Raw genomic sequence first — 25,974 nt, 5'->3', positions numbered from 1 at the left:
CGGAGGCGGGGCGATGACGCGCCCTGCCGCCCCCACCCTGCCTGCCGCCCTGACGATCGAGCGCAAGGCGCGTGCCGCCGACGCCACGGTCTCGCTGACCTACGAGGACCGTTTCCTGCGGCGTAAAGTGCTGGTCAGCGACGAGGGCGTGCGGTTTCTGGTCAATCTCGAAAAGACGACATCCCTGAACGGCGGCGACGCCTTCGTGCTGGAGGATAACCGCCGCGTGGCGGTGATCCCGGCGGACGAGGATCTGCTTGAGGTGACCGGGCCGGACCTGACGCGGCTGGCCTGGCATATCGGCAACCGACATACCCCCTGTCAGATCGAAGAGGGCAGACTACTTATCCAGAAAGACCATGTGCTGCGCGATATGCTGAAGCGGCTTGGCGCGGTTCTGCACGAGGTCTGCGAGCCGTTCACGCCCGAAGGCGGCGCCTATGGAATGGGGAGGACCCATGGTCACAGCCACTGAACAACAGATACTGACGCTTACGCAATGGTTCTCACCGGCCTATCCGGTGGGAGCGTTTCATTTCAGTCACGGGCTGGAATGGGAAATTACCCAAGGAGGTGTCAACGGCGCCGACCGGCTGGAACGCTGGATCTGGGACGTGCTGTGCAACGGGGCGGGCCGAAACGATGCGATTCTGCTCGCGGCCGCATACCAGGCCAAGGACGCCGACGCGCTGCGCGACGTGGAGGCGACCGCGCGGGCGCTCGCCGGCACCGCGGAGCGACGCCGCGAGACGCAGGAGATGGGCGCGGCCTTTGCGCGGATCACCGGCGCCTTGACCGGCCGCGAGGCCGGCGCGTACTGCTATCCGGTGGCCGTGGGATGCGCGGCGCGCGCCGAGGGCCTGCCACAGGTGCTGACGGCGCAGATGTTCCTGCAGTCGTTCGTGTCGAACCTCGCCTCGGTTGGGATGCGGCTGGGATCGGTCGGCCAGACCGAAGGACAGGCAATCATCGCGAAGCTGTCGCCGCAGTGCCTGAAGGTGGCCGAAACGACGGCGTCCGGCGACCTCGACGATCTAGGTGGGGCCGTCTTCGCCGGGGATATCGCAGCGATGCGCCACGAAACGCAGTATTCGCGGGTGTTTCGCACATGACGGTCCAGCACGGCCCCTTGCGGATCGGGATCGGCGGGCCGGTGGGCGCGGGCAAGACCACTCTGACCGCGCGGCTTTGCGAGGCGCTGCGCGAGACTGTTTCTCTCGGGGTCATCACCAACGATATCTACACGCAAGAGGATGCCGAGGCGCTGATGCGGATGCAGGTGCTGCCCTCGGACCGGGTGATCGGGGTCGAAACCGGCGGTTGCCCGCATACCGCGATCCGCGAGGATGCCTCAATCAACCTGGCCGCCGTGGACCAGATGGTCGCGCGGCATCCGGATGTCGAGGCGGTGCTGATCGAAAGCGGTGGCGACAACCTGTCGGCGACATTCAGCCCGGAACTGGCCGATCTGACGATTTACGTCATCGACGTGGCGGCGGGAGAGGAAATCCCGCGCAAGGGCGGCCCGGCGATCACGCGTTCGGATATCCTTGTCATCAACAAGACGGATCTTGCGCCGCATGTGGGCGCCAGCCTTGAGGTGATGGCGCGGGATGCCGAGCGTATGCGCGGCACGCGTCCGGTGGTCTTCGCCAGCCTTCGGCGCGGCGAGGGCCTGCCGGAAATCATCGCGCTTCTGTCCCAGATCGGCGGGCTCGCCCCTGGCGCAGAGGCGGCGCAGGATCGCGCGCGCGTCTAGCGCAGACCGTTGCGGGCTATATCGAGCGCCAGATCCTGTACCGCACGTCCCCGCGCGGCGGCGATGCCCCCTGCCCCTTCGGCGACAATCGGCACCGCGAGATCAAACAGGCGTGACCGGTCGCGGCCGTTTTCGGGGGCCACGAAATACTGTCCGGACAAGCGGAAGACATTATCGGCGCCGGGCAGCATCGTCTCGATGCGCAGCTCGACTTCGACCTGCGGGTAATCGTCGAAGGGCCACGGCTCGGAGGCGACCTGCGCGCCGGTGATCTGCGAGAGATGGCGCGACAGTTCAAGCGTGATGGCGCGGCTGGGATCGTCAGCCCAGAGCAAGCCCTCGTTCGGGCTCAGCAGCCCGTCCTCGCCAGCCACGAAGATCTCCTCGGAGGCGGCGTAGCTGGGCAGCGACACCTCGCGCAGCGACACCGAGCGATAGGCGATGCTCTGGCGTTCATCGGCCTGCAGCTTGGGAATGGCCACGCGGCTTTCGGGCGCGCCGCAAGCGGCAAGCGCGGCGGCACAAAGAAGGGCGAAGGCGGAAATGGGTCGCGTCATGGCGGTTAACGTCCTGTCAGCAGCGAATTGGGATTACGTTCGATGGCGCGGGCCAGAGAGGCGACTGCCTTGGCGGCTTTCTGCACCTCGATCAGGGCCGAGCGGGCATCGCGGCCAAGCCCGTTCTCGGCCTGGTAGCCTTCGAGCGTGGCGTTTGCGCGGGACAGCACTGCGCGGGCCTGTTCGATCAGGCGCGGCAGATCGCGCCCGGCCTCGGCAATGGTGTCGGCGGCCTCGGAGGCGCTGTCGAGCGCGGAAACCGCGTTGTCCACGACCCCGCCTTCGCGCAACTCGGCCAGGACCGCGCTGAGTTCGGCCAGGGCATCGTTGAGCTTGCCGGGAAGCGCACGGGTGTCGTCGGAGGCGATAAGCGCATCGGCGGAGCGCACAAGTTCGGTCAGCTCGTCGGCCAGTTGCTGGATTTCGACCTCTCCGGCCCTTGCGGCCACGGTATTGAGCTGCTCGACCAGTTCGGGCACGCCCTCGACCGCGTCGCTGACGCCGGTCGCGGCCTCGGTCGCGCTTTCCGCCGCCTCGCCCAGACGGGCCATGATCGCGGCCTCGTTGAAGCTTTCCACGGTGCGGTCAAGCTCTTCGATCAGGCCGGCAAGCTGTTCGGGCAGCGCCTGCACCTCGTCCGAGCTGATGACCTGCCGTGCATCGCCGAGCAGGCCGTTGAGGTTTTCCGGAACCGCGCGCAGATCGTCGCTTTCGATCAGGCCGCGCGCGGAATTGAAAAGCTCGGTGGCCGAAACCATGACCTCTTCGATGGGCAGAGCGTTGATCCGTTCGAAAACGCCCTGCGCCGTCGCGGTGACGTCGGAAATGTCGCTGTCGGTCGTCGGCAGGTAAAGCGTGCCCTGCTCGCTTTCGCGCAGCTCTTCCGGCGGGGCGTCGGGGACATCCACAAGCTCGATCTTGAGTCCGCCCGTCAGAATCGAGGCGGAGGCGAGCCGGGCCCGAAGCCCTGTCGCGACGCGGTCTTCGAGATAGGTGAGCGCCTCGCCCTGCCCGGCATCCGCCGCCAACCCGAGCCTGGCGGGCCGGATGGCCAGCGTGGCCACGAGGTGCACACGATTGTCTCCGAACTGTTCAGGGTCGATCAGGCCGTTGATCGAAGTCACTTCACCGATGGCCAGTCCGTTGAGTTCGACCGAGGCCCCGGCGCTGAGCCCGGTGACGTTCTCGGCGAAGACGACCGACAGGCGCAGCACCTCGCTGTCGTCGCCGGCGAAAAGGCTGCTGCGCGCCGCGGATTCCTCGGGGTAGACCACGAAGGTCGCCCCGGGCGAGATCGGCTCGCCGCCCGACACCATCGTCTCGAAGGTGACGCCACCGGATACCAGCGAGGCCACCGAGCTGAAGTCAAGCGCCGCGCCGCCGGGGCCGAGCGAGAAGGAAAAACCCGACGCGTCCCAGAAACGCGTCGAGGTCGAGATCAGACGATCATGCGGTTCGAAGATCACCGCGGGCGCCTCGGCGGAGGCGCCGTCTTCGGAGATGAAGGGCTTGCCCACGCGCCCCACGGTGACCCCGCGATAGAGGATCGGCGTGTCTTCCATGAGCGAGGCGCGTCCCGAGGCGCGGAAACTGAGCTGCAGTCCCTCCTGACCATGCCGCTCGAGCGGTGCGTCCTTGAGGCCCTCGAACCTGGTTTGCGGCGTGCCGGCATCGGTGTCCCAGAACCCTTCGATATAGACGCCGGAAAGAACGGTGCTCAGGCCGCTGACACCCTGCGCCGAGACCTGCGGCCGAACCACCCAGAACGTGGCGCGCTCGTCAATGAACGGGGCCACTTCCTTGTCGACGCGCACAGAGATGATGACGCGGTCCAAACCTTCCGCAAAGGTCACGTCCTCGACCAGCCCGACGCGCACGTCGCGGTAGCGCAGCTCGGTCGAGTCGGCCTTGACGCCCGCGGCGTTCTCGAAGCTGATCTCGATCAGCGGACCGCGATCGGAATATGCGCGAAAGGCGATGAAAAGCACCGCCAGGAGCGCCACAAGGGGCACGATCCAGACCAGCGAGATGGTTTTATTCGCCCTGCCCCGTGTCACGGGCGGGGTCGGCGGGTTCTGGGTGTCACTCGTCACGCGGTCAGGTCCTCTTGTGGTTGGCCCGGCGCAGGGCTGTGCTCCTGCGCGCCGGAATCGCTATCCCAGATCAGGCGGCTGTCGAAGCTGCGGGCCGACAGCATAGTGAAGATCACGGACAGCGCGAAAAACAGGCTGGCGCGGCCGGGTGTGATGGACGCCAATGCCTGAAGCTGAACCAGCGACGACAGGATGGCAACCACGAACACATCGATCATCGACCAGCGCCCGATATATTCCACGACTTCGTAAAGCAGGTGCCGCCGCGCCTCGGACAGCTGCGGGCCGTAGCGCACGCCAAGCGCCAGACCGGCCAGCGCGATGAACTTGGCCATCGGGATCGCGACGCTGGCGATCAGAATGATCGCCGCCACACCGTAGGCGCCATGATGCGCCAGATCAATTGCGCCGCCGACGATGGTGTCGCTTTGGGTCGAGACCAGAGTACGCGTTTCCAGCATCGGGTAGAGATTGGCGGGTACGTAACAGGCAAGCCCGAGAAGCCACCACGCCCAGACCTTCTGCAGCGATGTCTCATCGCGCGAGGCTAGCGCGCCGCCGCAGCGCGGACAGGTTTCCGCCCCGCGAGGAGAGACCCGCATGCATTGCCGGCACGCGACAAGGCCCATCTCGCGGGCGGTTCTCAAGTCTCCAGCGACTTCCATATCGAATACCTGCACATGAGACTGTCGGTGGCGACCACGAGCACCACGAGAATGGCGAAGATCCACGCCGCCGGACCGAAGACCACATCGGCCATGTCGCTGAGCTTGACCAGCGCGACCGCGCAGCCGATGGCGAAGATCTCGGCCATGGCCCAGGGCAACAGGGCCTCGGACAGGGCGAAGGCATCGCGGGCGAACGGCGCGGGCGGCTTGTCGCGGATGATCGGCGTCAGCACGTAGATCAGAAGGCAAAGGCGCGCAGCGGGGATGACGACGATGAAAAACAGCACGGCCACCGAGAGGATGGAAAACGTGCCGGAAAACGCCAGAGCCGTGCTGAGGATTGAGGCGTTTTGAGTCACGCCGCCGGCCCCGATGGACAGGAACGGAAAGAGGCAGGCCGCGACGATCAGGATGAGCACGGTCAGCGCCAGCGCGATCAGCTGCTTGCCCGCCTTCCGGCGTGGCGCGATGAGCACGGTATGGCACCGCGCGCAGACCGCGCGGTCGAGAGAGGCCAGATCCGGCACCGTGTAGACGAGATCACAGGTCGGACAGGCAATGAGCCTGTCCAGCGCGGCGCTGGCGGCACCGCTGTCTGCTGTGGTTGCTGTCTGCGGCCCTGTGGCCATGGGATCACCCGTGAAACTGGTCGGCGCCGGGCGCGCCCGTTGCCTTGTCGGTCTGAGGACCTTGTAAATAAAGCACGCATGAAGAATCGCAAGCGCCTTGCAGCCCACGACCGGGATTGGGCTTGCGCGGCCCCGGCGTGAGGCGTAACTATCCGCGCCAGACGCGGGTATGATGTAATGGTAGCCTGTCAGCTTCCCAAGCTGAACGCGCGGGTTCGATTCCCGCTACCCGCTCAAGCCTTCAAAAGATATTGGGCGATGGTGCCGGTCTTAGGGCGAAAGCTTTTGAGCGGCGCCGACGGAAGTCCTGGACAGGTTCAGTCCGTAACCGCGCGGATCAAAAGCAGCACGGCAAGCAGGGCGATCTCGAGGAACGGCAAGACCGAAATCTGCGTCTTCATCCAGACGCGCAGAATGGCCGGCCGGGGAGGCTGAACGAGAGGATCAGTCCTGAGTAAGATTTCCGGGTCTTCCGACTTCGACATGGTAACAAAAGATTCTCGTTCTGGGTCGACCCTAAGCTTGCGCGTCAGTTTCGGCGCAAATTCGGCGAAAATGTCTTTGTTCTGCCCGATCCCGGACCGGGCCACCCCCGGGAGTTGAGGGGCACAAAGCGCGCTTTACGTAAGGGAAGCGTTCACACGTGAAATGCTTGAATTTTCATCAAAATTGACCGAATTCGACGAGAATCCTGTTTATTCTCACGACGAAAAAACCGGAAACACTTCGTTGACGACACGACAGGGTTGTTCAGGGGGGACTTGAGCGCCGCAAGCGGTTGCACTAACCATCGAAAAGGCGGCGGAAAAGGGGCAAGATGGCATTCACGGTGGCAATCGACGGGCCGGCGGCGGCGGGCAAGGGAACGGTGTCGCGCGCCGTGGCCGAAACCTTTGGCTTTGCCCATCTGGACACCGGTCTGCTCTACCGTGCGACGGGTCGGCGCACGCTGGACGGCACGGACCCGATTGACGCGGCGCGGGCCCTGACGGCGGCGGATCTCGAGGCCGACGACCTGCGCACGCCGGAGGTGGCGCAGGCCGCCAGCCGGGTGGCCGCCATCGCCGAGGTGCGCGCAGCCCTCATGGATTTCCAGCGCGCCTTTGCCCGGCGCGCGGGTGGTGCGGTACTTGACGGGCGCGACATCGGCACGGTGATCTGCCCTGAGGCGGAGGTGAAACTTTATGTGACGGCAAGCGACGATGTGCGCGCGCAGCGGCGGCTGGCCGAACTGCTCAAGACCGGGCACGAGACGGATTACGACACGGTGCTGGAGGACCTGCGCAACCGCGACGCACGCGACAGCGCCCGCATCGACGCACCCTTGAAGCCCGCCAAGGACGCCGTGGTGCTGGACACCAGCAAGATGAGCATCGAAGAGGCAGTCGCGGCGGCGGAGCGGGAAATCCGGGCAGCGATGCGTTGAAGGTCTAGAGAAACACACTCGGAAGTTGCGATGAAGAGATTCTCCATTTAACACTTTAAGTAGAAGTTCATTCTTTCCGTGATGGTTAATGGTATAGTGAAAAAGAATGTTAACGACCCTTGGGCTTGCGACACGCTGGGATACAGGAGCCTTGGGGCGACCTTCACGAACTTGATCAAATCCGTGAATGAAGCAAAGGTTATCTCTATCGAAGCTGGATTTGGCTGGGGCAAGACCTTTTTCCGCAAGGCTTGGGCACAACACCTCCGCGACTATGGCGAAGTTGCTATTGAGATAGATGCGCAGCAATCCGATCATTCCGGCGATGCGGTGGTAACGTTCCTCGGTGCCTTGATGGCCGCTTTGCCGGAAAAGGAACAATCGAAGTTTCTCAATGCTTGGTCGACCGGGAAAAAGTTGGCTTGGGGCGATATGAAGATCGGCGCGACTGTCCTTGCGCGCAAGGCTGGAGAGGAGGCGGTCGAAAGCTTGGACAACATGCTTTCCAAAGACGGTGAAACATCAAAGATCGATGAAATTTTGACATCCTTTGGTGAAAACGTGTCTCATGCGCTGAGTACCCAAGTGGCGGCGCAGTTGTCAGCCGAGCAAGTCCGCAGCCGCGAAATGCCTCAACAACTGGCCGAATTGCGACAAACTCTCACACAGGACACCGGGACTGACCGCGTCGTCATCCTGATCGACGAACTGGAGCGATGCCACCCGGACTACGCCATCGCACTGCTTGAAGCCATGAAACTCGCCTTCAACGAAGACGGATATGTTTTCGTGCTTTTCGTCAACCGCGAGTATCTTGAAAACCTCGCCGAACACCGCTTTGGGGCTTTCGGAAGCGAAGGTGGAGAGGGATACCTCGATAAATTCATTGATCTGCGTTTGAAATTGGCCCCCAAGCCTGAAGCAAAGGCAGAGGCAGCTCGTCAGATCGTGCTTCAGTATCCAGAGTTCGAACCATACGGCGATGATCCAGAGTTCGGTCTTGAACGCGCCGGTCAAGTGGCCTTTGACGCAGTTCAGGCCTGCGGCCCGACAATGCGGCAGATTAAGCGAACACTTGAGCGCGTGGAATTGGTGATCCGGTGCCACCGCGGCGAACCGATGGATGTTCCGTTGCTGGTGTGTCTGGCATTTAATGAAACCAATCTAGGCGGCTTAGTTCTAAAAAGAGTGTTAAGCCGAGCTTCCCTCACCGCAGTTGCTGGCGCTGAGCTCGTAAAAAAGATGAATGAGGCGTCGCTAGCTGCAGCAGGGCAAAGCGGTTGGGAGCGAGAGCGACGTTTAGAAAACGAGTTTCGTCATAAAGTTCATGAAGAATACCCAGAGTTAATTGCTCTTCCGTCGGAGAGATTTGACCTGCCGGACGATCAAAACTATCACCCATGGTGGCGTGTCGTAGCCTTTCTTGCACCTCACTATCTACCCATGTATGAAGCGATGCTGAACGCCGCTCATCACCTTCAAACAGGAACTGACGAAGCAAACGACGATAGCGAAAATGCTTGATCACGCAGCCTGCCGGGTCTATACGCGCGACGTCGACAAGGCGGGAAACGCCGCGAAACGAACGAGATCGGGCAGGGTCGGGATCACCGGCCCTCTTTGTTTTGCGATCAAGGCTGTCCCGCCTGACCAACGAAACCCTCAAGACCGGCGGACCCAACCGCACGGCCGGACAAATTGATACGTAAAGGAAACGACTGCCACATGGCTCAGAACGCATCGATGGAGGAATTCGAGGCCCTCCTTAATGAAAACCTCGAAATGGACACCCCCGACGAGGGCAGTGTCGTCAAAGGCAAGGTCATCGCGATTGAAGCGGGACAAGCCATCATCGACGTCGGCTACAAGATGGAAGGCCGCGTCGAGCTTAAGGAATTCGCAAATCCCGGTGAAGCGCCCGAGATCGAAGTGGGCGACGAAGTCGAAGTCTTCCTTCGTCAGGTCGAGAACGCGCGCGGCGAGGCTGTCATCAGCCGCGAGATGGCGCGCCGGGAAGAAGCCTGGGATCGCCTGGAAAAGGCCTATGCCGACGACGCGCGTGTCGAAGGTGCTATCTTTGGCCGCGTCAAGGGTGGCTTTACCGTCGATCTGGGCGGTGCCGTGGCCTTCCTGCCCGGCTCTCAGGTCGATGTGCGCCCGGTGCGCGACGCCGGCCCGCTGATGGGTCTCAAGCAGCCCTTCCAGATCCTCAAGATGGACCGCCGCCGTGGCAACATCGTTGTCTCGCGCCGTGCCATCCTTGAAGAGAGCCGTGCCGAGCAGCGCGCCGAGGTGATCGGCAAGCTGACCGAGGGCGACGCCGTGGACGGCGTGGTCAAGAACATCACCGAATACGGCGCCTTCGTCGATCTGGGTGGTGTGGACGGCCTTCTGCACGTGACCGACATGGCCTGGCGCCGCGTGAACCACCCCTCCGAGATCCTGTCGATCGGCGAGACGGTCAAGGTTCAGGTCATCAAGATCAACAAGGAAACCCACCGCATCAGCCTTGGCATGAAGCAGCTGCAGGAAGATCCGTGGGATCTGGTGGCCGTGAAATACCCGCTGGAATCGGTGCATACCGGCCGCGTCACGAACATCACCGACTACGGTGCGTTCGTCGAGCTGGAGCCCGGTGTCGAGGGTCTGGTGCACGTCTCGGAAATGTCGTGGACCAAGAAGAACGTGCATCCCGGCAAGATCGTCTCCACCTCTCAGGAGGTCGAGGTCATGGTGCTGGAGATCGACCAGGCGAAGCGCCGCGTATCTCTGGGCCTCAAGCAGACCATGCGCAACCCGTGGGAGGTTTTCGCCGAAACCCACCCCGAGGGCACCGAGGTCGAGGGCGAGGTCAAGAACATCACCGAATTCGGTCTCTTCATCGGTCTCGATGGCGATATCGACGGCATGGTGCACCTTTCGGACCTGAGCTGGGACGAGCGCGGCGAAGACGCGATCCAGAGCTACAAGAAGGGCGACGTCGTTCAGGCGGTCGTCTCGGAAGTGGACGTGGAGAAAGAGCGGATCTCGCTGTCGATCAAGGCGCTTGGCGGTGACAAGTTCGCCGAAGCCGTGGGCGGCGTGAAGCGCGGCTCGATCATCACCGTCGAGGTCACCTCGATCGAGGATGGCGGCATCGAGGTGGAATACGAGGGCATGAAGTCCTTCATCCGCCGCAGCGACCTGAGCCGTGACCGTTCCGAGCAGCGCCCAGAGCGGTTCTCGGTCGGCGACAAAGTGGACGTGCGCGTCACCAACGTCGACAGCAAGTCCCGCCGTCTGGGTCTGTCGATCAAGGCGCGCGAGATCGCGGAAGAGAAGGAAGCCGTGGAACAGTATGGCAGCTCGGACTCGGGCGCCTCGCTGGGCGACATCCTTGGCGCCGCTCTGAAGGCGGACGACGAGAAGTAAGATCGCAACGCTTGAGACATTCGCAAACGGCCCCGTCCCCGACGGGGCCGTTTTTCGTTCGCGCCCGCCTGCATGCGCAGCAGGGCATGCCCGCAAATCCAAGCGAATCAATGGCTTTTGCCGCAGCGCAATATCAGCGGGCGAAAGGCGGCGCGCGGCCTCACTCATACCGGGAAAGCCGCGAGAATCGCGATCCGAAGCTCAGAAATCGCGCTTTTGGCCGCTACGTTGCGTGGCTTTCAGTTTCCGGGCCGGGATTTTCAATCTATAGTTTCCAATCATAACAATGCGGTTCTCTAAAGAACGCGCCAATGAACCAGAACGGGGGGAGCCGATGATCCGGTCGGAACTCATTCAAAAGATTGCCGACGAAAACCCGCATTTGTACCAGCGCGATGTGGAACGCATCGTGACAACGGTTTTCAACGAGATTACGAACGCCATGGCCGACGGTAACCGGGTCGAGTTGCGCGGTTTCGGCGCGTTTTCGGTCAAGAAACGCGACGCGCGCACCGGACGGAACCCGCGCACCGGCGAATCTGTCGAGGTCGAGGAGAAACACGTGCCGTTCTTCAAGGCCGGGAAACTGCTTCGAGAAAGACTTAACGGGAAATCCTGATGCGTTATATCCGCTACGCCTGTATCGCCATTTTCGGACTGGCGCTGGTCCTCATCGCGCTGGCCAATCGCCAGACCGTGGAGGTCGATGTGCTGCCGCCCGAACTGGCCGGGTTTTTCGCGCTGACCCCCTCCTACACCGTGCCGCTTTTCGTGATCATGTTCGGCGGCGTGCTGGCCGGTCTGATCATCGGCTTCATCTGGGAATGGATCCGCGAGGCCAAGGAGCGGGCGGAGGCCGCGCGTCAGGCGCGGGAAATGGCGCGTCTGCGGGCCGAGATCACGCGCCTCAAGGGCGAGAAGCACAAGGACAAGGACGAGGTCCTCGTCATGCTTGAAGAGGCCAGCTGAGCCCCTCATGCCCCGAAACGTCAAGGTCAAGATCTGCGGGCTGACCGATCCCGCCGATATTCCCGCGGCTATTCTTGCGGGTGCGTCTTACGTGGGTTTCGTTTTCTTTCCACCCTCGCCCCGACACCTGGGGCTGGAATTGGCCGCCGATATGGCCCGGTCCGTGCCGGAAGGCATCGCCAAGGTGGCGCTGACGGTCGATGCTGATGACGCTATGCTCGACGAGCTGACAGACGCGGTGCCTCTGGACATGCTGCAGCTGCATGGCACGGAAAGTCCGGCCCGGGTTACCGAAGTCAAGCAGCGTTATGGCCTGCCGGTGATGAAGGCGATCGGGATCGCCACCGAGACGGACCTCACGCAGATCGACTTTTACAGCAAGGTGGCGGACCAGCTTCTGATCGACGCCAAGCCCCCCAAAGGCGCGGACCGGCCAGGCGGGAACGCGGTGGCCTTTGACTGGGGGCTTATCGCGGGCCGGAGCTGGAGCGTGCCGTGGATGCTGGCCGGGGGTTTGACACCGAACAATGTGGCCGAGGCGGTACGCCTGACCGGGGCCAACCAGATCGACGTGTCCTCGGGCGTGGAACGCGCGCCGGGGGTCAAGGACGCCGATCTCATGCGTCTGATCGTTGACAACGCCCGCGCCTGAGCAGCACCCTTTTTGAAGCTGGAGGGTGCACCATGAATTCCGAGGATGCCGGAACGGCATGCGTCAGGACGTCGGCCGAGGGCGTTTTCTTTCGCGGTGAGAGACTGACGTGATCCGGTTTCGGGAAGCGACAGTCGAAGACGTGGCCGATGTCGTGGCGCTGCTGACCGATGATGCGCTTGGCCAGACCCGTGAAGGCGCCGATATCGAGGTTTACGAGACCGCCTTTGCCCGCATGCAAACAGAAGGCGGTAACCGGCTGATCGTGGGTGAGGACACCGAAGGCCGCATCGTCGCCACCTACCAGATCACTTTCATCAGCGGGCTTTCGCTGCGGGCCGCGCGGCGGGCGCAGGTCGAAAGCGTGCGCGTGGCGAGGGCCTTGCGTGGAGAGGGTATCGGCGAGGCGATGTTCGAGGACGTCGAGGCGCGGGCGCGGGCGGCGGGGTGCACGCTGTTGCAGCTGACCATGAACGCGCAGAGAACCAAGGCGCACCGGTTTTACGAGCGGATCGGGTTTGTCGCCTCTCATACCGGCTTCAAGATCGTGCTGGATTGACGGATCATTCCGCCTGACCCAAGCTTTATCGAAGGAGACCCCGATGGATACCAAGGACCTCGACGATGTCTACGGGGCGAAAACGCCTCAGGAATCGCGGACGATCTACAACGCTTGGTCGTCGAGCTATGACGCGGATTGCCTGAGCCAGGGGTTTCGCCTGCCAAGTCTGGCCGCGGGCCTGCTGGCACGGCATCTCGGCGCGACGGACGGCATGGTGCTGGACGCCTGTTGCGGCACCGGCCTTGTGGGAGAGACGCTGCGGCTTTTGGGGTACGATCGGATCACCGGGTGCGACCTGTCACCGGACATGCTGGCCCTAGCCGAAAAGACCGGGGCGTATGCGCGGCTGGAGGAGGCCGACACCAGTGTCGGGCTGCCTTTCGACGATGACGCCTTTGCCGGTTTTGTCTGTGTTGGCGCCTTCGGGCCCGGCCATGCGCCGCCCGTGACGCTGGAGCACCTTGCGCGGGTGACGAGGCCCGGTGGGATCGGTGTGTTCAACCTGCTTGATGGCAGTTTCGAGGCGCAGGGCTTTCCGCCTGTTATGGACCGGCTCGCCAAAAGCGGGGCTTGGGAGGTTATTGCCACAACCCCGTCTTTCCGCCCCTTCCTGCTGGCCGAGCCAGAGCTTTTGAGCACGGCCTATGTGGTGCAGATCGGACCGAGATAGAGCCGTTGCACACAAGCAGAAGAGCACGTGCCGGCCTCGCACCTTTGGGCGGCGTTTCTGGCGCTTGCCATTTTGCGCACTCTCTGCGTGAAATAAACTCGAGATGTACCGGGTAAGGAGTTGGCGCATGCGACGCGCGCTGGTTTTGGCAGTGGTGGCCCTTGCGGCCTGCAAAAGCGATGGTGTTGCCCAGGACGCCGTGTCCCTGCCGCGCCCGGCCACGGAGTTGCCCGAAGGCAGACCGGACTTTGCGGAATGGGAAAGAACCGGCAAGGAGGTCATGCCGCTTGACGCGCTTGATGCGAAGCTGGAGCCGATCTGGCAGCCTGTGACGTCCTGTCAGGCGCTCGGCCATTCCGAGGTCATCAACGAAAAATCCTACCGGTTGTCGTATTTGCATCTGTTCAGCCGGTCCGAGGGTAGAACCCTCGATCTGGGATGCGCCATGGAGGAGAACGGCTTTTACGTCTCGCATGTGGCGCATGTGACGAAGAACATCTGGAGCGATTACAACAATCGCGAGGAGCCGCGGCTTTTCACCTTCTTCCGTGTCCAAAGCGCCGATGGAGACGCCGATTTCGTCATCTATCACGTGACGACGATCGATACCCAAGACCGCCCCCGCGTCGGCGGCTGCGATCATGCAGCGCAGTCCTGCTACTTCCTTTATGACGGCCCGTTCGACGTGGTGAACCTTTCCAACGGACTTTACGAGCGGTTTCCCCGCGTGCAGCGCGACTATACCGACTATCCCGAAGAGGTCGCGCCCGTGGCGATGCTGCTGGGACAGAGCAGCCCGGAGATGACCGCCTTTGTGACGGGCGATGCGGACGGCATCCCGTTCCGGCTGGCCAAACGCGAACTGGTGCGCGAAGTGCAGCGGCAATATCCCGAAGGCGCCGGGATGGCGCTGGATCTGACCGGGTATATCAGGTTTTCCGCCAATGGCGTGGTGATCGAGGATGTCGGCGCGAATCTGGGCTTTGCGGGCACGGATGCCTCTTATGTCGTCCGGTTGCAGGATACGCCGGTGTGCGAAGAGACCCAGAACGAGGATGTGCGCCAATGCACGATGCGCGTCGAGACCGAGGTCTTTGCCTATAACCGCGCCACCGGATCGAATCAGACCAAAATTGCGCAGATTGCCAATGTCGCGGCCTCGGGCCGGCAGCGCGGCGAGATCGAGGCGCTCTTCGTGCGCCAGGACGACGGGTGGCGGATGATCGTCACCGAAGAGACCGCGCGGTTTCTGTCCGGCATCGACCGCAAGAACGAATGGGTCGTGCGCACCTCGGATGGCCGGACCCTGACCGGCGCGCCGGCGGCATCTTGCATCGCGGACCCGATGAATTGTTGAGACGGGTCGAGGCGCGACCATTCCGCCCGGAAACACGTGGGAATCGCTCTGGATAAATCGCGCCCTCTGTCCTATGCACAGAGGATCTCAACCAAGGTGATCTTGCCATGAACGATCTTTTCAATTCCTTCATGACCGGCCCCGACGAGAAAGGCCGGTTCGGGCAATTCGGCGGGCGTTTCGTGTCGGAAACCCTGATGCCGCTCATCCTCGAACTGGAAGAGCAGTACGAAAATGCCAAGACCGATCAGTCGTTCTGGGACGAGATGGATTTCCTTTGGAAACATTACGTCGGGCGGCCCAGCCCGCTTTACCACGCCGAGGGGCTGACCGCGCATCTGGGCGGCGCCAAGATCTATATGAAGCGCGACGAGCTAAACCATACCGGCGCGCACAAGATCAACAACGTGCTGGGGCAGATCCTGCTGGCGCGGCGCATGGGCAAGACGCGCATCATAGCTGAGACCGGCGCGGGCCAGCACGGCGTGGCCACGGCGACGGTCTGCGCCAAGTTCGGCCTCAAATGCATCGTCTATATGGGCGCGCATGACGTGGAGCGGCAAAAGCCCAACGTCTTCCGGATGAAGCTTCTGGGGGCCGAGGTGGTGCCGGTGACATCCGGGCGCGGCACGCTCAAGGACGCGATGAACGACGCGCTGCGCGACTGGGTCACCAATGTGCGCGACACGTTTTACTGCATCGGCACGGTGGCCGGTCCGCACCCCTATCCGGCTATGGTGCGCGATTTCCAGTCGATCATCGGTAAGGAAACCAAGGAACAGATGATGGAGGCCGAGGGCCGCCTGCCCGACACGATCATCGCCGCTATCGGCGGCGGGTCGAACGCGATGGGCCTCTTCTATCCGTTCCTCGACGACAAGGATGTGAACATCATCGGGGTTGAGGCCGGCGGCAAGGGCGTGAACCAGAAGATGGAGCATTGCGCGTCGCTGACCGGTGGGCGCCCGGGTGTGCTGCACGGCAACCGGACCTATCTGCTTCAAGACGACGATGGTCAGATCCTCGAAGGCTATTCGATCTCCGCGGGCCTTGATTATCCGGGCATCGGCCCTGAGCACAGCTGGCTGCACGAGATCGGTCGCGCGAAATACGTGGCGATCACCGACAAGGAGGCTCTGGAGGCGTTCAAGCTTTGCTGTGAATGCGAGGGGATCATTCCCGCGCTGGAGCCGAGCCACGCGCTCGCCCACGTGATGAAGATCGCGCCCGAGTTGCCCGCCGATCATATCCTGTGCATGAACATGTGCGGCAGGGGCGACAAGGACATCTATACCGTCGCACGGCATCTCGGCTTCGAGATGGGCGACGACGACTGAGCGCCGGGCCCCGTAGGCCGTGCTTCAGCGCGACCCGCGGTCCGTTTATGCCCGGGGCACAGGCCGGGCAATGCGCCACGCGGGGCTCAGCCCGGTTTGTCGGTGGCGTGCTCTTCCAGAACGAAGATCGGCACGATATCGAGCGCGCGTTCATGCGTCGCCGCCAGTCGTACCCGGGGCGCACAGCCTTCGTCATGGGCCTGCAGGAAGCGAGCCGCGCAGAGGCACCATTGATCGCCCGGTTTGAGCCCTTCGAAGCCGAACTCTGGCCGGGGCGTCGACAGGTCGTTGCCCACGTATTTCGAATAGGCGAGGAATTCCTCGGTCATGGTCGCGCAAACGGTGTGGCTTCCGCGGTCTTCCATGCAGGTGTTGCAATGCCCGTCCCGGAAAAACCCGGTCACCGGATCGCTGCCGCATAGCGCCAGTTCGCCGCCCAGTACATTGACGGATGGGTCTTTTTCCATGGGGTCGCCTTTCTGCTTCAGGTTTCGTGCAGGACGGTCTCGAAGCCTTCGAATTGCGGCGGCCCCATCAGCGCATCCTGCGTCTTGGACTTGCCCGCGTCCTTGTGCGCGTCACGAAAATTCTGCGACTTCGTCCAGGCCTCGAAATCGGCCTTGGACGCCCAGACCACGTGGCTGGAATACAGCCGGTAGCCGTCGCCCGCCGGCCCCTTGAGCAGGCGAAACTCCTGAAAGCCGGGGGTCTGCTGCAGCTTACTTTCGCGGCTGCGCCACATCTCCTCGAAATCGGTTTCATGGCCCGGGCGGACCTGAAAGCGGTTCATCGCGATATAGCTCATGGTCTCTCCAACTTGTCTGACCGCATCCTGCCCGGCCCGGACCGTCCCGGCAAGCCGGTCAAAGCGCCGCGGCGATCTGCCGAAAGACGGCGATGTTGGCCTCGTGCACGCCGTCCTCTCGGAAGGCGCGGTCGGCGCCGGTGGTGACGATCACGACGTCGCGGGCCGGATCGATGTAGATATACTGCCCATAGATGCCGCGCGCGAGGAACACGTCGCCCGGGCCATCCTTGGGGATCCACCATTGATAGCCGTAGCGGATCTTGCCCGGCGGCGTGGGCGCGCTTGGCGCGGTCGAGGCGCGGACCCAGTCGGGCGGCACGATCTGTTGGCCCGCGTAGCGACCGCCCTGCGCGAACATCAGGCCAAAGCGGGCATAGTCGCGCGTGGTCAGGTTGAGACCGCCAAGGGCAAAGGCCACGCCTTCGCCATCCGTGATGTAATAGGGCTCTGCCTCGAGCCCGAGCGGCGCGATGACCTTCTCAGACAGAAGCGACGGCAGATCGCGCCCGGTCGCGGCCCGCACGACCATGCCCAGCACATGCGTGTCGATCGACACGTAGTGCCAATGCTCGCCCGGTGGCGCCACCCGTTCGGCCAGACCCGCCGCGAAGCCGTCCATCGTGCCCCCGAGGGCCAGCACGCGGCCCATGCGGTTGATATCGGAATCATAGTCCAGGTAATCCTCGTCGAACTCGATGCCGCTGGTCATCTGCAGCACCTGCCGGATGGTCACGCCGTCATAGGCGGATCCCTGAAGACGCGGCACGTAGTCGGTGACGGGATCGTCCAGAGACGTGATCGCACCCTCGGCTTCAATGATTCCGAAGAGCGCGGACAAAAAGGATTTGGCAATCGACCAGCCGATGCGCCGGTCGTCGGGATTGGTACCGAGGTGATAGCTTTCGTGCACGATCCGGCCCTCGTGCAGCACCAGAAGCGAGGTGACGGCACGATCCTCGATCCACGCGGCGACCCCGGGCGGGAGGGTCATGGCCGGCCCCACGGGCAGCGGCGTGACCGGCCCGTCGCCGCGCGGCACAGGCGTGGCATGAAAGAGCGCGCGCATATTCGAGAAGTTGCGCACGATGCGGTCTTCCTCGAAGAGGCTGTTCACGGCCATAAGGCGGGTGATCTCCTCGCGCTTGGCGACGCCCACGACCGCCCCGGCCAGCAGCAGCGCCAAGCACAGGCGCAGGCCCCATTTGACGACGGATTTCATGGCACGGCCTCCTGACGCGGCGGGTTCGGGGCGACCCTAACGGAACTTGTCCATCAGTTTCTGCAGCGGCGTTCGGCTGTCTTCGACCGGGGCAGTTTGGCTGCCCGCAGCAGGGGTTTCGGGCACAGGACTTTGGTCCTTGGCGGCGGGTTTCGGCGTGGATTTGGACGAGCGCGGCGGCGCGGTACGCTGTGATACGGCGTTGAGAAACCTGTCATTTTCGCCTGCCGCTAGGCGTGGCGCACCGTCGGAGATACCCCGCATCAGATCATCGAGCCATTCGGCATCGGCCTTGGCGAAATCCTGCAGCACGTAGCCCGCGACGCGATCCTTGTGGCCCGGATGCCCGATGCCCAGACGCACCCGCCCATAGGTCTCGCCCACATGCTGGTGGATCGAGCGCAGGCCGTTATGGCCGGCATGTCCGCCGCCTTGCTTGACGCGCAGCTTGCCCGGTGCAAGGTCCAGTTCATCGTGAAACACGATGACATCCTCCGGGCCGAGCTTGTAGAAGCGCATCGCCTCGCCGACCGACTGCCCGGAGCGGTTCATGAAGGTTTCGGGCTTGAGCAGCAGGACCTTCTCGCCCGCCAGATTGCCCTCGGCGATCTGGCCCTGAAACTTGGATTTCCACGGGCCAAAACCGTGATCGGCCGCGATCCTGTCGAGCGCCATGAAGCCGATATTGTGCCGGTTCTGCGCGTATTTGGCGCCCGGATTGCCCAGACCCACGAAAAGCAGCATCGCTTTTATCCCCGCTTTGTGCCGCCTTGGGTCTACGCGCCGGGCGGGGCGGAATCAACCGCGGCTGTCGCGAGGGCGTGGCTCATGAAAAAAGCCGCGGCAGGCAGGCCGCGGCTTTGACTTTTCTGCGGGAGAGCGATCTCAGCTCTCGGCGTCGCCCTCGGTGGCCTCGCCACCTTCGGCCTCGCCGTCCTCACCCACGGTCGGGACCTCATCGGCCTCTGTCTCGTCCTCGTCCTCATCCTTGTCGGAGGCCAGAGCCGACGGTGCGGCGACGTTACAGATCGCGAAGTCGCGGTCGGTGATCGTCGGCTTGGCGCCTTCAGGCAGAGCGACCTGGCTGATCGAGATGTTGTCGCCGATGTTTTCCAGGCTGCTGAGATCGACCACGATCGATTCCGGGATATCCCCAGCGGTCACGATCACCTCGATCTCGTTGCGGATCACGGTGAGTACGCCGCCCTTCTTGAGGGCCGGGCAGTCTTCCTCGTTGATGAATTCCACCGGCAGGAAGAGGTTGATCTTGGTCGTGCGACGCAGGCGCATCAGGTCGAAATGCGTGGGCAGGTCCTTGACCACGTCCCGCTGCACGTCACGGCAGATGACGCGGACATCCTCGTGCCCGTCCACCTTGAGGTTGAAGAGCGTCGATTTGAACCGGCCAGCCTTGAGCCGCTTGAGCAAAACGTTGAACGGAATATTGATCGGAAGCGGATCGACGTCGCCCCCGAATACGATCCCCGGAACCATGCCGTTACGGCGTGCCGCACGAGCGGCGCCCTTGCCCGTCCCCGTGCGTTCCTGGGCGTGAAGATCAGGAATTTCTCCAGCCATTTTAAGTCTCCATAAGCTAAGGCGGGGCTCCTCCAAGGCTGTAGCCCCGCGTGAAGCCGCGCGTATAGACCGGATCGCAGGAGTTTGAAAGACGAATCTTGTCGGAAAGGATTAAGAAATCCTGACGGAGCGGCGCGCGACGACCGCGGCTTTTGCCCGGCGGCAGCGGCGGATCGAGGATTTACGCCCGGAACAAGGGGCAGGTTACGCCCAGTCTCCGGTAAAGTCCTTTGGAATCAGCAGGATATCTCGGTCGACCTTGGTCACGTCCTGATGGCCGCAGAACGCCATCGACACATCAAGCTCCTTGTGGATGATCTCGAGCGCCTTGGTCACGCCCTCCTGCCCCATGGCACCGAGCCCGTAGGTGAAGGCGCGCCCGATGTAGCAAGCGTGCGCGCCTAGAGCGAGCGCCTTGAGCACGTCCTGACCCGAGCGGATGCCGCTGTCGAAATGCACCTCGATCTTGTCACCGACGGCATCCACGATCTCTGGCAGCGCGCGGATGGCCGAGAGTGCGCCGTCGAGCTGGCGGCCTCCATGGTTGGAGACGATGATCGCGTCAGCCCCGACATTGAGCGCCTCGCGCGCGTCGCGGGGGTCCATGATCCCTTTGATAATAAGGGGCCCGTCCCACATCTTGCGGAACTCGCGGATACGGTCCCAGTCGAGCGCCTCGTCAAACGCCTCGGCGGTCCAGGAGCTGAGCGAGGAGGGATCGGTCACGCCCTTGGCGTGGCCGACGATATTGCCGAAAAAGCGCCGCTTGGTGCCGAGCATGCCCAGGCCCCACTGCACCTTGGTCATCATGTTGGCGATGGATTTCGCCGTCAGCTTGGGCGGGGCCGATAGGCCGTTCTTGAGATCCTTGTGGCGTTGGCCGAGCACCTGCAGGTCCACGGTGATGATCGCCGCCGAGCAGCCGGCGGCCTTCGCGCGGTCGAAAAGGCGCTGCATGAAATCGCCGTCTTTCAGTGTATAGACCTGAAACCAAAAGGGTTTTTGAGTGTTCTCGGCGACGTCCTCGATCGAGCAGATGGACATCGTGGAGAGGCAGAACGGCACGCCGAATTTCTCGGCCGCGCGGGCCGCCTTGATCTCGCCGTCGGCGCATTGCATGCCGGTCAGGCCCACCGGGGCGAGGCCCACGGGCATGGCCACGTCCTGTCCGATCATGGTGGACTTGGTCGAGCGGCCCGACATATCCACCGCGACCCGCTGGCGGAAGTGTATCTCGCTGAAATCGTTCGTATTCTCGCGGAATGTCTGCTGTGTCCAACTGCCGGTTTCGGCGTAGTCGTAGAACATGCGCGGCACGCGGCGTTCGTAGAGTTTCTTCAGGTCGTCGATGCAGGTGATGACGGGCATGGGCGCGGCCTTGGATCGTGGTCAGGTCTTCGACCCCTAGCCCGATCCCGGGATTTTGTCCATGCGGCCAGCACCCGAACGAGACGGCGTGTTAACGGTGGGCGAATGGGCAAATCTGCGGTATGATTTGCGTACACAGCCCGTACACACTCCGTACACCGGCTTTGAATGGCGCAACTGTTGCGAAGAAGTCTTGCCGTACCGTACCGAAAGCGACCTTTGGTGTCGGCAATCGGCATTTGAGCGGCCACCGCCATCCGCACCATGGCCTTGTCCCGTTCCATGATCCGGAGGCCTCATGACCCTGACTGTCGCCGCGACCCAGATGCGCTGTAGCTGGGATATCGACGAGAACCTCGACAAGGCCGAGCGCCTGATCCGCGAGGCCGCCGGCCTGGGCGCGCAGGTGATCCTGCCGCAGGAAAGCGTGGGCCTGCATTTCTTCGGCTTCATGGACTGGAAGCCTGAGCATTTCGCGCTGGCGCAAACGGTCGACGGCCAGATCGTGACACATATGCGCACGGTGGCGAAAGATCTGGGCGTCGTGATACCGGTCAACTTCTTCGAGAAGGCGAACAACGCCTATTTCAACACCAACGCGGTGATCGACGCGGATGGCACGGTTCTGGGGATCTATCGCAAGACGCATATCCCGGGCGGCCCGCCGGGCTGTTATGAGAAGATCTACACGAGCTATGGCGACACCGGGTTTCAGGTGTTCGAGACGGCGCATGGCAAGATCGGCGCGGCAATCTGCTGGGACCAGTGGTTTCCCGAGGCGGCGCGGATCATGGCGCTTAAGGGCGCGGATGTGCTGCTTTATCCCGCCGCCATCGGGTCGGACTGTCACGATCACTGGGAGACGGTGATGCGCGGCCATGCGGGCGCCAACCTGACGCCGCTCGTGGCAGCCAACCGGGTGGGCCGCGAGGCGGGCGATCTGGGCGAGACGGAGTTCTGGGGGCAGTCCTTTATCGCCGGGCCGCAGGGCGAGATCAGGGCCAAGGCCGATGACCGGTCCGAGATGGTGATCACCGCGAGCTTCGATCTGGAGGCGATCGCCGAGATGCGCGCCGGATGGGGCGTATTCCGCGACCGCCGCCCGGATGCCTACGCGCCGCTTCTGACAATGGATGGCAGCCGCCCGGCGCTGTAGGATGCGCCACTGGTTGCGTCCGCGAAGGGACTTGATCCTGCGCAAGGCGGTTGGGAGGCCAACCGGCAAGACTATCTGCATGAAACGCTTTGCCGACCTGCAGCCGCTGGTTCTCGCCGTTTTTCTTCTGTCGCTGATTCCGGCTGTGGCGCTGGCCAATGTTCCGATCTTTTTCGTCTTCGCCACGGTGCGGGTCACCTTGTGGTGGACCGTGCTTGTGGCCATCGCCATCGAGGCGGTGGTGCTGTGGGCGGTCTTCGACATGCCGGCCCGGCGCGCGGGACTGGCGGCGATCCTTGTCAACATCGGTACGGCGGCGCTGGGATTCGTGATCTATCCCGCCGCTGGCCTTGCGGTTTATCCGCTTCTGGCGCCGGTGGTGAGCGAGGTTTTCGGCGCCGGGGACATTGTGGAAATCGCCGCCTATTGCGTCGCCGCCGCCGTGATCGACACGCCTGTGGAACTGGCGCTTCTGGCCGGTCTGTCGAGAGCGGCGGGGTACGGCCTTCGGTTCGGGTGGCAAAGGGCGGGGGCGTTCTTTCTGGCCAACCTGCTAAGCGCGGCGGTGCTCTTCGCGGCGCTGCAGGTCGAGGTGCGGACAAAGCCCGTGTCCGAGGCTACAAAGCGCATTCTGGCATCAGAAATGGGCGCGCAACTGGCGCTGGCCGACGACGTCTTCGCGGCGCTCCCGGCGCATGTGGACGCAGCCGGGGTCATCGACCCCGACTGGGCGGGCGGGATCGCGGCGCGGGCCCGGGATCTGGGGGTTCTGGAACTGACCGTCGGCACAGGCGCCGACTTTGTCACGATCCTTAGAGCGGAGCTGCCGCCGATCGGCTATGGCCTTGCCTACACATATGAGGAGGACCAACGCTATGGAGACGCCACCGTGACGCGGGGCACGATACGGCGGCATGAGAACCGCGACCCGGTCGGCGGAGAGGTGCGCGAGGTCGTGCATTACCAGAAAGTCGGCGGTTGCGGCGCCTTTGAGTGCTTCCTGCGCGCGGTTCTGCCCTGGCCGGGGCCGGGTTCGGTATCGCCGGAATGACTCAGGCGGAATGCGCGCCCTCGGCCAGGCCGCGCACGAACTCGAGCACGGCCTCCGGGCGTTCGCCTTCGCCGAGCTTGGCCACGATGGCCGAGCCCACGACCGCGCCATCGGCGACGGAGGCGATTTCGCGGCTGGTTTCGGGCGTCCGGATGCCGAAGCCCACGACGATTGGCAGGTCGGTCTGGCTTTTGATGCGGGCGACCTCCGGGGCGACCTCGGCGGCCTCGGCCGCGGCGGCGCCGGTGATGCCGGTGATCGAGACGTAATAGACGAAGCCCGACGTGTTCGAGAGAACCTTGGGCAGACGCTTGTCGTCGGTGGTGGGGGTGGCCAGCCGGATGAAGTTGAGCCCGGCCTTCTGCGCGGGCACGCAAAGCTCGTCGTCCTCCTCGGGGGGAAGATCGACCACGATCAGCCCGTCGATGCCGGCGGCCTTGGCATCGATCAGGAACGTGTCGACGCCGCGATTGTAGATCGGGTTGTAATAGCCCATGAGCACGATCGGCGTGGTGTCGTCGGTCTTGCGGAACTCGGTCGCCAGATCGAGCGTCCGCTGAAGCGTCATGCCGGCCTCGAGCGCGCGCTGCCCGGCGAGCTGAATGGTGGGGCCGTCGGCCATCGGATCGGTGAAGGGCAGGCCCAGTTCGATGATGTCCACGCCCGCGCCGGGCAGTCCCTTGACCACCTCGAGCGAGGTCTCGTAGTCCGGATCACCCGCCATCACATAGGCGACGAAGGCCTTTTTGCCCTCTTTCTTGAGCTTGGCGAAAGTGGCGTCGATGCGTGTCATGTGATCTTCCCGTTCCTGTTGCCCCTCCTTTGCGTCAGGCGGGCGGGAAAATCAATGCTTGTCGCCGCGAAAAGCCGGGCTCCGGGGTGCGCCATGCCAGAGCGTGGCCAGCCGGTCAGTGCTGCTTCCAGATATATGTGTCGTCGAGCGATATCTCTTTGCCCTGGTTATCGTGGGTCTTGCCGAAATAATGGAACTCGCTGTCGGTCTGGACCTTGATCGAGACGGCGATCTCTTCGAGGCCGGGCTCGCCCGTGATCGAGATATGGTCGAGGACCGCGTCGGTCACATCATAGCGGAAGCCGCTTTTTTCGATCGTGCCGTCCGCGGTCGGATTGCCCAGGACGAAAACGAAGGCCTTCTTTGTCTGCAGGAGTTCCAGAAGTTCGGGCAGGTACCGGCAGGACCCCAAGGTGCAATGCAGCACGAGCGGGGGCGAGGCGGCCCCCGCCTGTGCCGGGGCGTCGAAGCTGAGGGAATAGCTGGCGGGACCGCAATCTATCTTTTTCGGCTTTTGATTTTCATTGGTGAAGTTGATCATCAGATGGGGAATACTGGCGGGCGTTCCTGTCATGTTCGTCTCGATATGGCTGGGGCATCGCGGCGGGACATGCCGGATGCTGGGATCAATGCCAGGAGTGTGCGCCAGCCGGCGTCGGGGACAAAGCGAATTATGCAGGCCACGCGCGGTGCGGGTCCACTTGCGTCCGGGGCGGGCTGATCCTAGAAGCGGCGCGAGTCTGGCCAGAGAGGTGCATCATGGGCTTCAAGATGGGAATTGTGGGGCTGCCCAATGTGGGCAAGTCGACGCTCTTCAACGCGCTGACGCGGACCGCCGCGGCGCAGGCGGCGAATTTTCCGTTCTGCACCATCGAACCCAATGTGGGCGAGGTCGCGGTGCCCGACGCGCGGCTCGACAAACTGGCGGCGATCGCCAAGTCGAAGCAGATCGTGCCGACGCGCATGACCTTCGTGGACATTGCGGGCCTCGTGAAGGGGGCCAGCAAGGGTGAGGGGCTGGGCAACCAGTTCCTGGCCAATATCCGCGAGGTCGACGCCATCGCGCATGTGCTGCGCTGTTTCGAGGATGGCGACGTGACCCATGTAGAGGGGCGCGTGAACCCGGTCGAGGATGCCGAGGTGATCGAGACCGAGCTGATGCTCGCCGATCTGGAAAGCATCGAGAAGCGGCGCGCGGGGCTGGTGCGCAAGCTGAAGGGCAATGACAAAGAGGCCGTGCAGGCCGACCGTCTTCTGGCCGCGGCGCAGGCGATGCTGGAAGAGGGCAAGCCCGCGCGGCTGGTCGAGGTGGATGCCGAGGACGCCAAAGCATGGAAGGGTCTGCAGCTTCTGACCACGAAGCCGATCCTTTACGTTTGCAATGTGGACGAGGCGAGCGCCGCCACCGGCAACGCCCATTCAGCAGCGGTCGAGGCCATGGCCGCCGAGCAGGGCGCGGCAAGCGTGATCATCTCGGCCCAGATCGAGGAAGAAATCAGCCAGCTCGACGCGGACGAAGCCGCGATGTTCCTGGAGGAGATGGGGCTGGAGGAAGCCGGGCTCGACCGGCTCATTCGCGCAGGCTATGACCTTTTGCATCTGGAGACGTATTTCACCGTCGGCCCCAAGGAGGCGCGCGCCTGGACCATCCGCACCGGCACCGCCGCGCCGCAGGCGGCGGGCGTCATCCACGGCGATTTCGAAAAGGGATTTATCCGGGCCGAAACCATCGCCTATGACGATTTCGTCTCGCTCGGGGGTGAGCAAGCGGCGAAGGAAGCGGGCAAGATGCGCGCGGAGGGCAAGAGCTATGTCGTCAAGGATGGCGACGTGCTGCATTTCCTTTTCAACACCTGAGAGGTTTTAGCAGGCACCTCGGCGATTGCGTGACTACTCTCGCACTGCGCTTGC

29 protein-coding genes and 1 tRNA gene are annotated in these 25,974 nt (G+C 63.3%); 17 read left to right on the top strand and 13 right to left on the bottom strand.

Features of this window, described 5'->3' with window-relative positions; all coding sequences use genetic code 11:
* The first annotated feature begins 13 nt into the window (after window positions 1–13).
* From EZV60_RS17025 to ureG, 3 genes are read left to right on the top strand one after another with little or no spacing between them, the layout of a single operon-like run.
* Window positions 14–475: an urease accessory protein UreE gene (locus EZV60_RS17025; RefSeq protein WP_135506916.1), complete on the top strand. Its 462-nt coding sequence runs from the start codon at window positions 14–16 to the stop codon at window positions 473–475.
* Window positions 459–1,112 (top strand): urease accessory protein UreF, encoded by a 654-nt coding sequence (locus EZV60_RS17020; protein ID WP_245306342.1) that lies wholly within the window; start codon window positions 459–461, stop codon window positions 1,110–1,112. Before EZV60_RS17025 ends, EZV60_RS17020 begins: the two co-directional genes overlap by 17 nt.
* Window positions 1,109–1,759 (top strand): urease accessory protein UreG, encoded by a 651-nt coding sequence (ureG, locus tag EZV60_RS17015; RefSeq protein WP_135506913.1) that lies wholly within the window; start codon window positions 1,109–1,111, stop codon window positions 1,757–1,759. Before EZV60_RS17020 ends, ureG begins: the two co-directional genes overlap by 4 nt.
* Here ureG and EZV60_RS17010 read toward each other — a convergent pair.
* The 4 genes from EZV60_RS17010 to EZV60_RS16995 are packed head-to-tail and all read right to left on the bottom strand — an operon-like array spanning window position 1,756 to window position 5,706.
* Entirely contained in the window at window positions 1,756–2,316 is a 561-nt protein-coding gene (locus tag EZV60_RS17010) for a PqiC family protein (protein WP_135506911.1), read from the bottom strand. The two genes, ureG and EZV60_RS17010, sit on opposite strands and share 4 nt — an antisense overlap.
* A gap of 5 nt (window positions 2,317–2,321) precedes the next feature.
* Window positions 2,322–4,409 carry an MlaD family protein gene (locus tag EZV60_RS17005; RefSeq protein ID WP_245306341.1) on the bottom strand — a complete coding sequence of 696 codons (2,088 nt, stop codon included), beginning with the start codon at window positions 4,407–4,409 and terminating at the stop codon, window positions 2,322–2,324.
* Window positions 4,406–5,074, bottom strand: a complete 669-nt coding sequence (locus tag EZV60_RS17000) for a paraquat-inducible protein A (protein WP_245306340.1) — start codon at window positions 5,072–5,074, stop codon at window positions 4,406–4,408. Before EZV60_RS17000 ends, EZV60_RS17005 begins: the two co-directional genes overlap by 4 nt.
* Entirely contained in the window at window positions 5,053–5,706 is a 654-nt protein-coding gene (locus tag EZV60_RS16995) for a paraquat-inducible protein A (RefSeq protein ID WP_135506909.1), read from the bottom strand. Before EZV60_RS16995 ends, EZV60_RS17000 begins: the two co-directional genes overlap by 22 nt.
* Window positions 5,707–5,869: 163 nt before the next feature.
* On the opposite strand from EZV60_RS16995, the gene EZV60_RS16990 reads away from it, so the two are divergent.
* Window positions 5,870–5,940, top strand: a tRNA-Gly gene (locus tag EZV60_RS16990).
* Between the two features lie 83 nt (window positions 5,941–6,023).
* On the opposite strand, the gene EZV60_RS19185 is transcribed toward EZV60_RS16990, so the two are convergent.
* Complete coding sequence (locus EZV60_RS19185; RefSeq protein WP_167853567.1) at window positions 6,024–6,296, bottom strand: hypothetical protein; 273 nt, start codon at window positions 6,294–6,296, stop codon at window positions 6,024–6,026.
* A gap of 227 nt (window positions 6,297–6,523) precedes the next feature.
* Between EZV60_RS19185 and EZV60_RS16985 the strand changes: the two genes are divergently transcribed.
* The 10 genes from EZV60_RS16985 to trpB all read left to right on the top strand — a co-directional run bounded on the left by EZV60_RS16985 (window position 6,524) and on the right by trpB (window position 16,090).
* Window positions 6,524–7,132 carry a (d)CMP kinase gene (locus tag EZV60_RS16985; protein WP_135506907.1) on the top strand — a complete coding sequence of 203 codons (609 nt, stop codon included), beginning with the start codon at window positions 6,524–6,526 and terminating at the stop codon, window positions 7,130–7,132.
* A 171-nt stretch (window positions 7,133–7,303) separates the two neighbouring features.
* Window positions 7,304–8,656, top strand: a complete 1,353-nt coding sequence (locus EZV60_RS16980; protein WP_167853566.1) for a KAP family P-loop NTPase fold protein — start codon at window positions 7,304–7,306, stop codon at window positions 8,654–8,656.
* 201 nt (window positions 8,657–8,857) lie between these two features.
* Window positions 8,858–10,543 carry a 30S ribosomal protein S1 gene (gene rpsA / locus EZV60_RS16975; protein WP_135506903.1) on the top strand — a complete coding sequence of 562 codons (1,686 nt, stop codon included), beginning with the start codon at window positions 8,858–8,860 and terminating at the stop codon, window positions 10,541–10,543.
* 334 nt (window positions 10,544–10,877) lie between these two features.
* Window positions 10,878–11,162 (top strand): integration host factor subunit beta, encoded by a 285-nt coding sequence (gene ihfB, locus EZV60_RS16970; RefSeq protein ID WP_135506901.1) that lies wholly within the window; start codon window positions 10,878–10,880, stop codon window positions 11,160–11,162.
* Window positions 11,162–11,512, top strand: a complete 351-nt coding sequence (locus EZV60_RS16965) for a lipopolysaccharide assembly protein LapA domain-containing protein (RefSeq protein WP_135506898.1) — start codon at window positions 11,162–11,164, stop codon at window positions 11,510–11,512. The genes ihfB and EZV60_RS16965 overlap by 1 nt, the downstream gene beginning before the upstream one ends.
* Before the next feature lie 7 nt (window positions 11,513–11,519).
* The gene (locus EZV60_RS16960) at window positions 11,520–12,164 is read left to right on the top strand and encodes a phosphoribosylanthranilate isomerase (RefSeq protein ID WP_135506896.1); all 645 of its coding nucleotides are present in this window, start codon (window positions 11,520–11,522) and stop codon (window positions 12,162–12,164) included.
* Window positions 12,165–12,273: 109 nt separating this feature from the next.
* Window positions 12,274–12,723 (top strand): GNAT family N-acetyltransferase, encoded by a 450-nt coding sequence (locus EZV60_RS16955; RefSeq protein WP_135506895.1) that lies wholly within the window; start codon window positions 12,274–12,276, stop codon window positions 12,721–12,723.
* A gap of 43 nt (window positions 12,724–12,766) precedes the next feature.
* Entirely contained in the window at window positions 12,767–13,396 is a 630-nt protein-coding gene (locus tag EZV60_RS16950; RefSeq protein ID WP_135506893.1) for a class I SAM-dependent DNA methyltransferase, read from the top strand.
* A gap of 127 nt (window positions 13,397–13,523) precedes the next feature.
* A complete protein-coding gene (locus tag EZV60_RS16945) occupies window positions 13,524–14,753 on the top strand; it encodes a hypothetical protein (protein WP_135506891.1) in 1,230 nt (409 codons plus the stop codon).
* A gap of 107 nt (window positions 14,754–14,860) precedes the next feature.
* A complete protein-coding gene (gene trpB / locus EZV60_RS16940; protein ID WP_135506889.1) occupies window positions 14,861–16,090 on the top strand; it encodes a tryptophan synthase subunit beta in 1,230 nt (409 codons plus the stop codon).
* Between the two features lie 86 nt (window positions 16,091–16,176).
* Here trpB and EZV60_RS16935 read toward each other — a convergent pair whose 3' ends face one another.
* The 6 genes from EZV60_RS16935 to EZV60_RS16910 form a co-directional block, all read right to left on the bottom strand.
* Window positions 16,177–16,557: a DUF2237 family protein gene (locus EZV60_RS16935; RefSeq protein WP_135506887.1), complete on the bottom strand. Its 381-nt coding sequence runs from the start codon at window positions 16,555–16,557 to the stop codon at window positions 16,177–16,179.
* Between the two features lie 17 nt (window positions 16,558–16,574).
* Window positions 16,575–16,895, bottom strand: coding sequence for a heme-degrading protein HmuQ (gene hmuQ / locus EZV60_RS16930; protein WP_135506885.1), 321 nt, complete (start codon window positions 16,893–16,895; stop codon window positions 16,575–16,577).
* Between the two features lie 58 nt (window positions 16,896–16,953).
* Window positions 16,954–18,117, bottom strand: a complete 1,164-nt coding sequence (locus EZV60_RS16925) for a serine hydrolase domain-containing protein (RefSeq protein WP_135506883.1) — start codon at window positions 18,115–18,117, stop codon at window positions 16,954–16,956.
* Between the two features lie 36 nt (window positions 18,118–18,153).
* Window positions 18,154–18,861 carry an aminoacyl-tRNA hydrolase gene (gene pth / locus EZV60_RS16920; RefSeq protein WP_135506881.1) on the bottom strand — a complete coding sequence of 236 codons (708 nt, stop codon included), beginning with the start codon at window positions 18,859–18,861 and terminating at the stop codon, window positions 18,154–18,156.
* A gap of 141 nt (window positions 18,862–19,002) precedes the next feature.
* On the bottom strand, window positions 19,003–19,695 hold the full coding sequence (locus EZV60_RS16915; RefSeq protein ID WP_135506879.1) for a 50S ribosomal protein L25/general stress protein Ctc: 693 nt from the start codon (window positions 19,693–19,695) through the stop codon (window positions 19,003–19,005).
* 204 nt (window positions 19,696–19,899) lie between these two features.
* Window positions 19,900–21,063 carry an alpha-hydroxy acid oxidase gene (locus EZV60_RS16910; protein WP_135506877.1) on the bottom strand — a complete coding sequence of 388 codons (1,164 nt, stop codon included), beginning with the start codon at window positions 21,061–21,063 and terminating at the stop codon, window positions 19,900–19,902.
* Between the two features lie 298 nt (window positions 21,064–21,361).
* On the opposite strand from EZV60_RS16910, the gene EZV60_RS16905 reads away from it, so the two are divergent.
* Window positions 21,362–22,219 (top strand): carbon-nitrogen hydrolase, encoded by an 858-nt coding sequence (locus EZV60_RS16905; RefSeq protein ID WP_135506875.1) that lies wholly within the window; start codon window positions 21,362–21,364, stop codon window positions 22,217–22,219.
* A 79-nt stretch (window positions 22,220–22,298) separates the two neighbouring features.
* Window positions 22,299–23,270: a hypothetical protein gene (locus tag EZV60_RS16900; RefSeq protein WP_135506873.1), complete on the top strand. Its 972-nt coding sequence runs from the start codon at window positions 22,299–22,301 to the stop codon at window positions 23,268–23,270.
* 1 nt (window position 23,271) lies between these two features.
* Here the strand turns inward: EZV60_RS16900 and trpA are convergent, their stop codons facing one another.
* Window positions 23,272–24,063, bottom strand: coding sequence for a tryptophan synthase subunit alpha (gene trpA, locus EZV60_RS16895; RefSeq protein ID WP_135506871.1), 792 nt, complete (start codon window positions 24,061–24,063; stop codon window positions 23,272–23,274).
* Window positions 24,064–24,178: 115 nt separating this feature from the next.
* Window positions 24,179–24,637 carry a hypothetical protein gene (locus tag EZV60_RS16890; protein ID WP_135506869.1) on the bottom strand — a complete coding sequence of 153 codons (459 nt, stop codon included), beginning with the start codon at window positions 24,635–24,637 and terminating at the stop codon, window positions 24,179–24,181.
* Window positions 24,638–24,822: 185 nt separating this feature from the next.
* On the opposite strand from EZV60_RS16890, the gene ychF reads away from it, so the two are divergent.
* A complete protein-coding gene (gene ychF / locus EZV60_RS16885) occupies window positions 24,823–25,920 on the top strand; it encodes a redox-regulated ATPase YchF (RefSeq protein ID WP_135506867.1) in 1,098 nt (365 codons plus the stop codon).
* Window positions 25,921–25,974 lie beyond the last annotated feature (54 nt).

This window comes from Roseovarius aestuariivivens (assembly GCF_004761875.1).
In the GTDB taxonomy this organism is placed as follows: domain Bacteria; phylum Pseudomonadota; class Alphaproteobacteria; order Rhodobacterales; family Rhodobacteraceae; genus Roseovarius; species Roseovarius aestuariivivens.
Note: the sequence above shows the minus strand (reverse complement) of the source record. Positions and strands in the feature narration are given on the sequence as shown.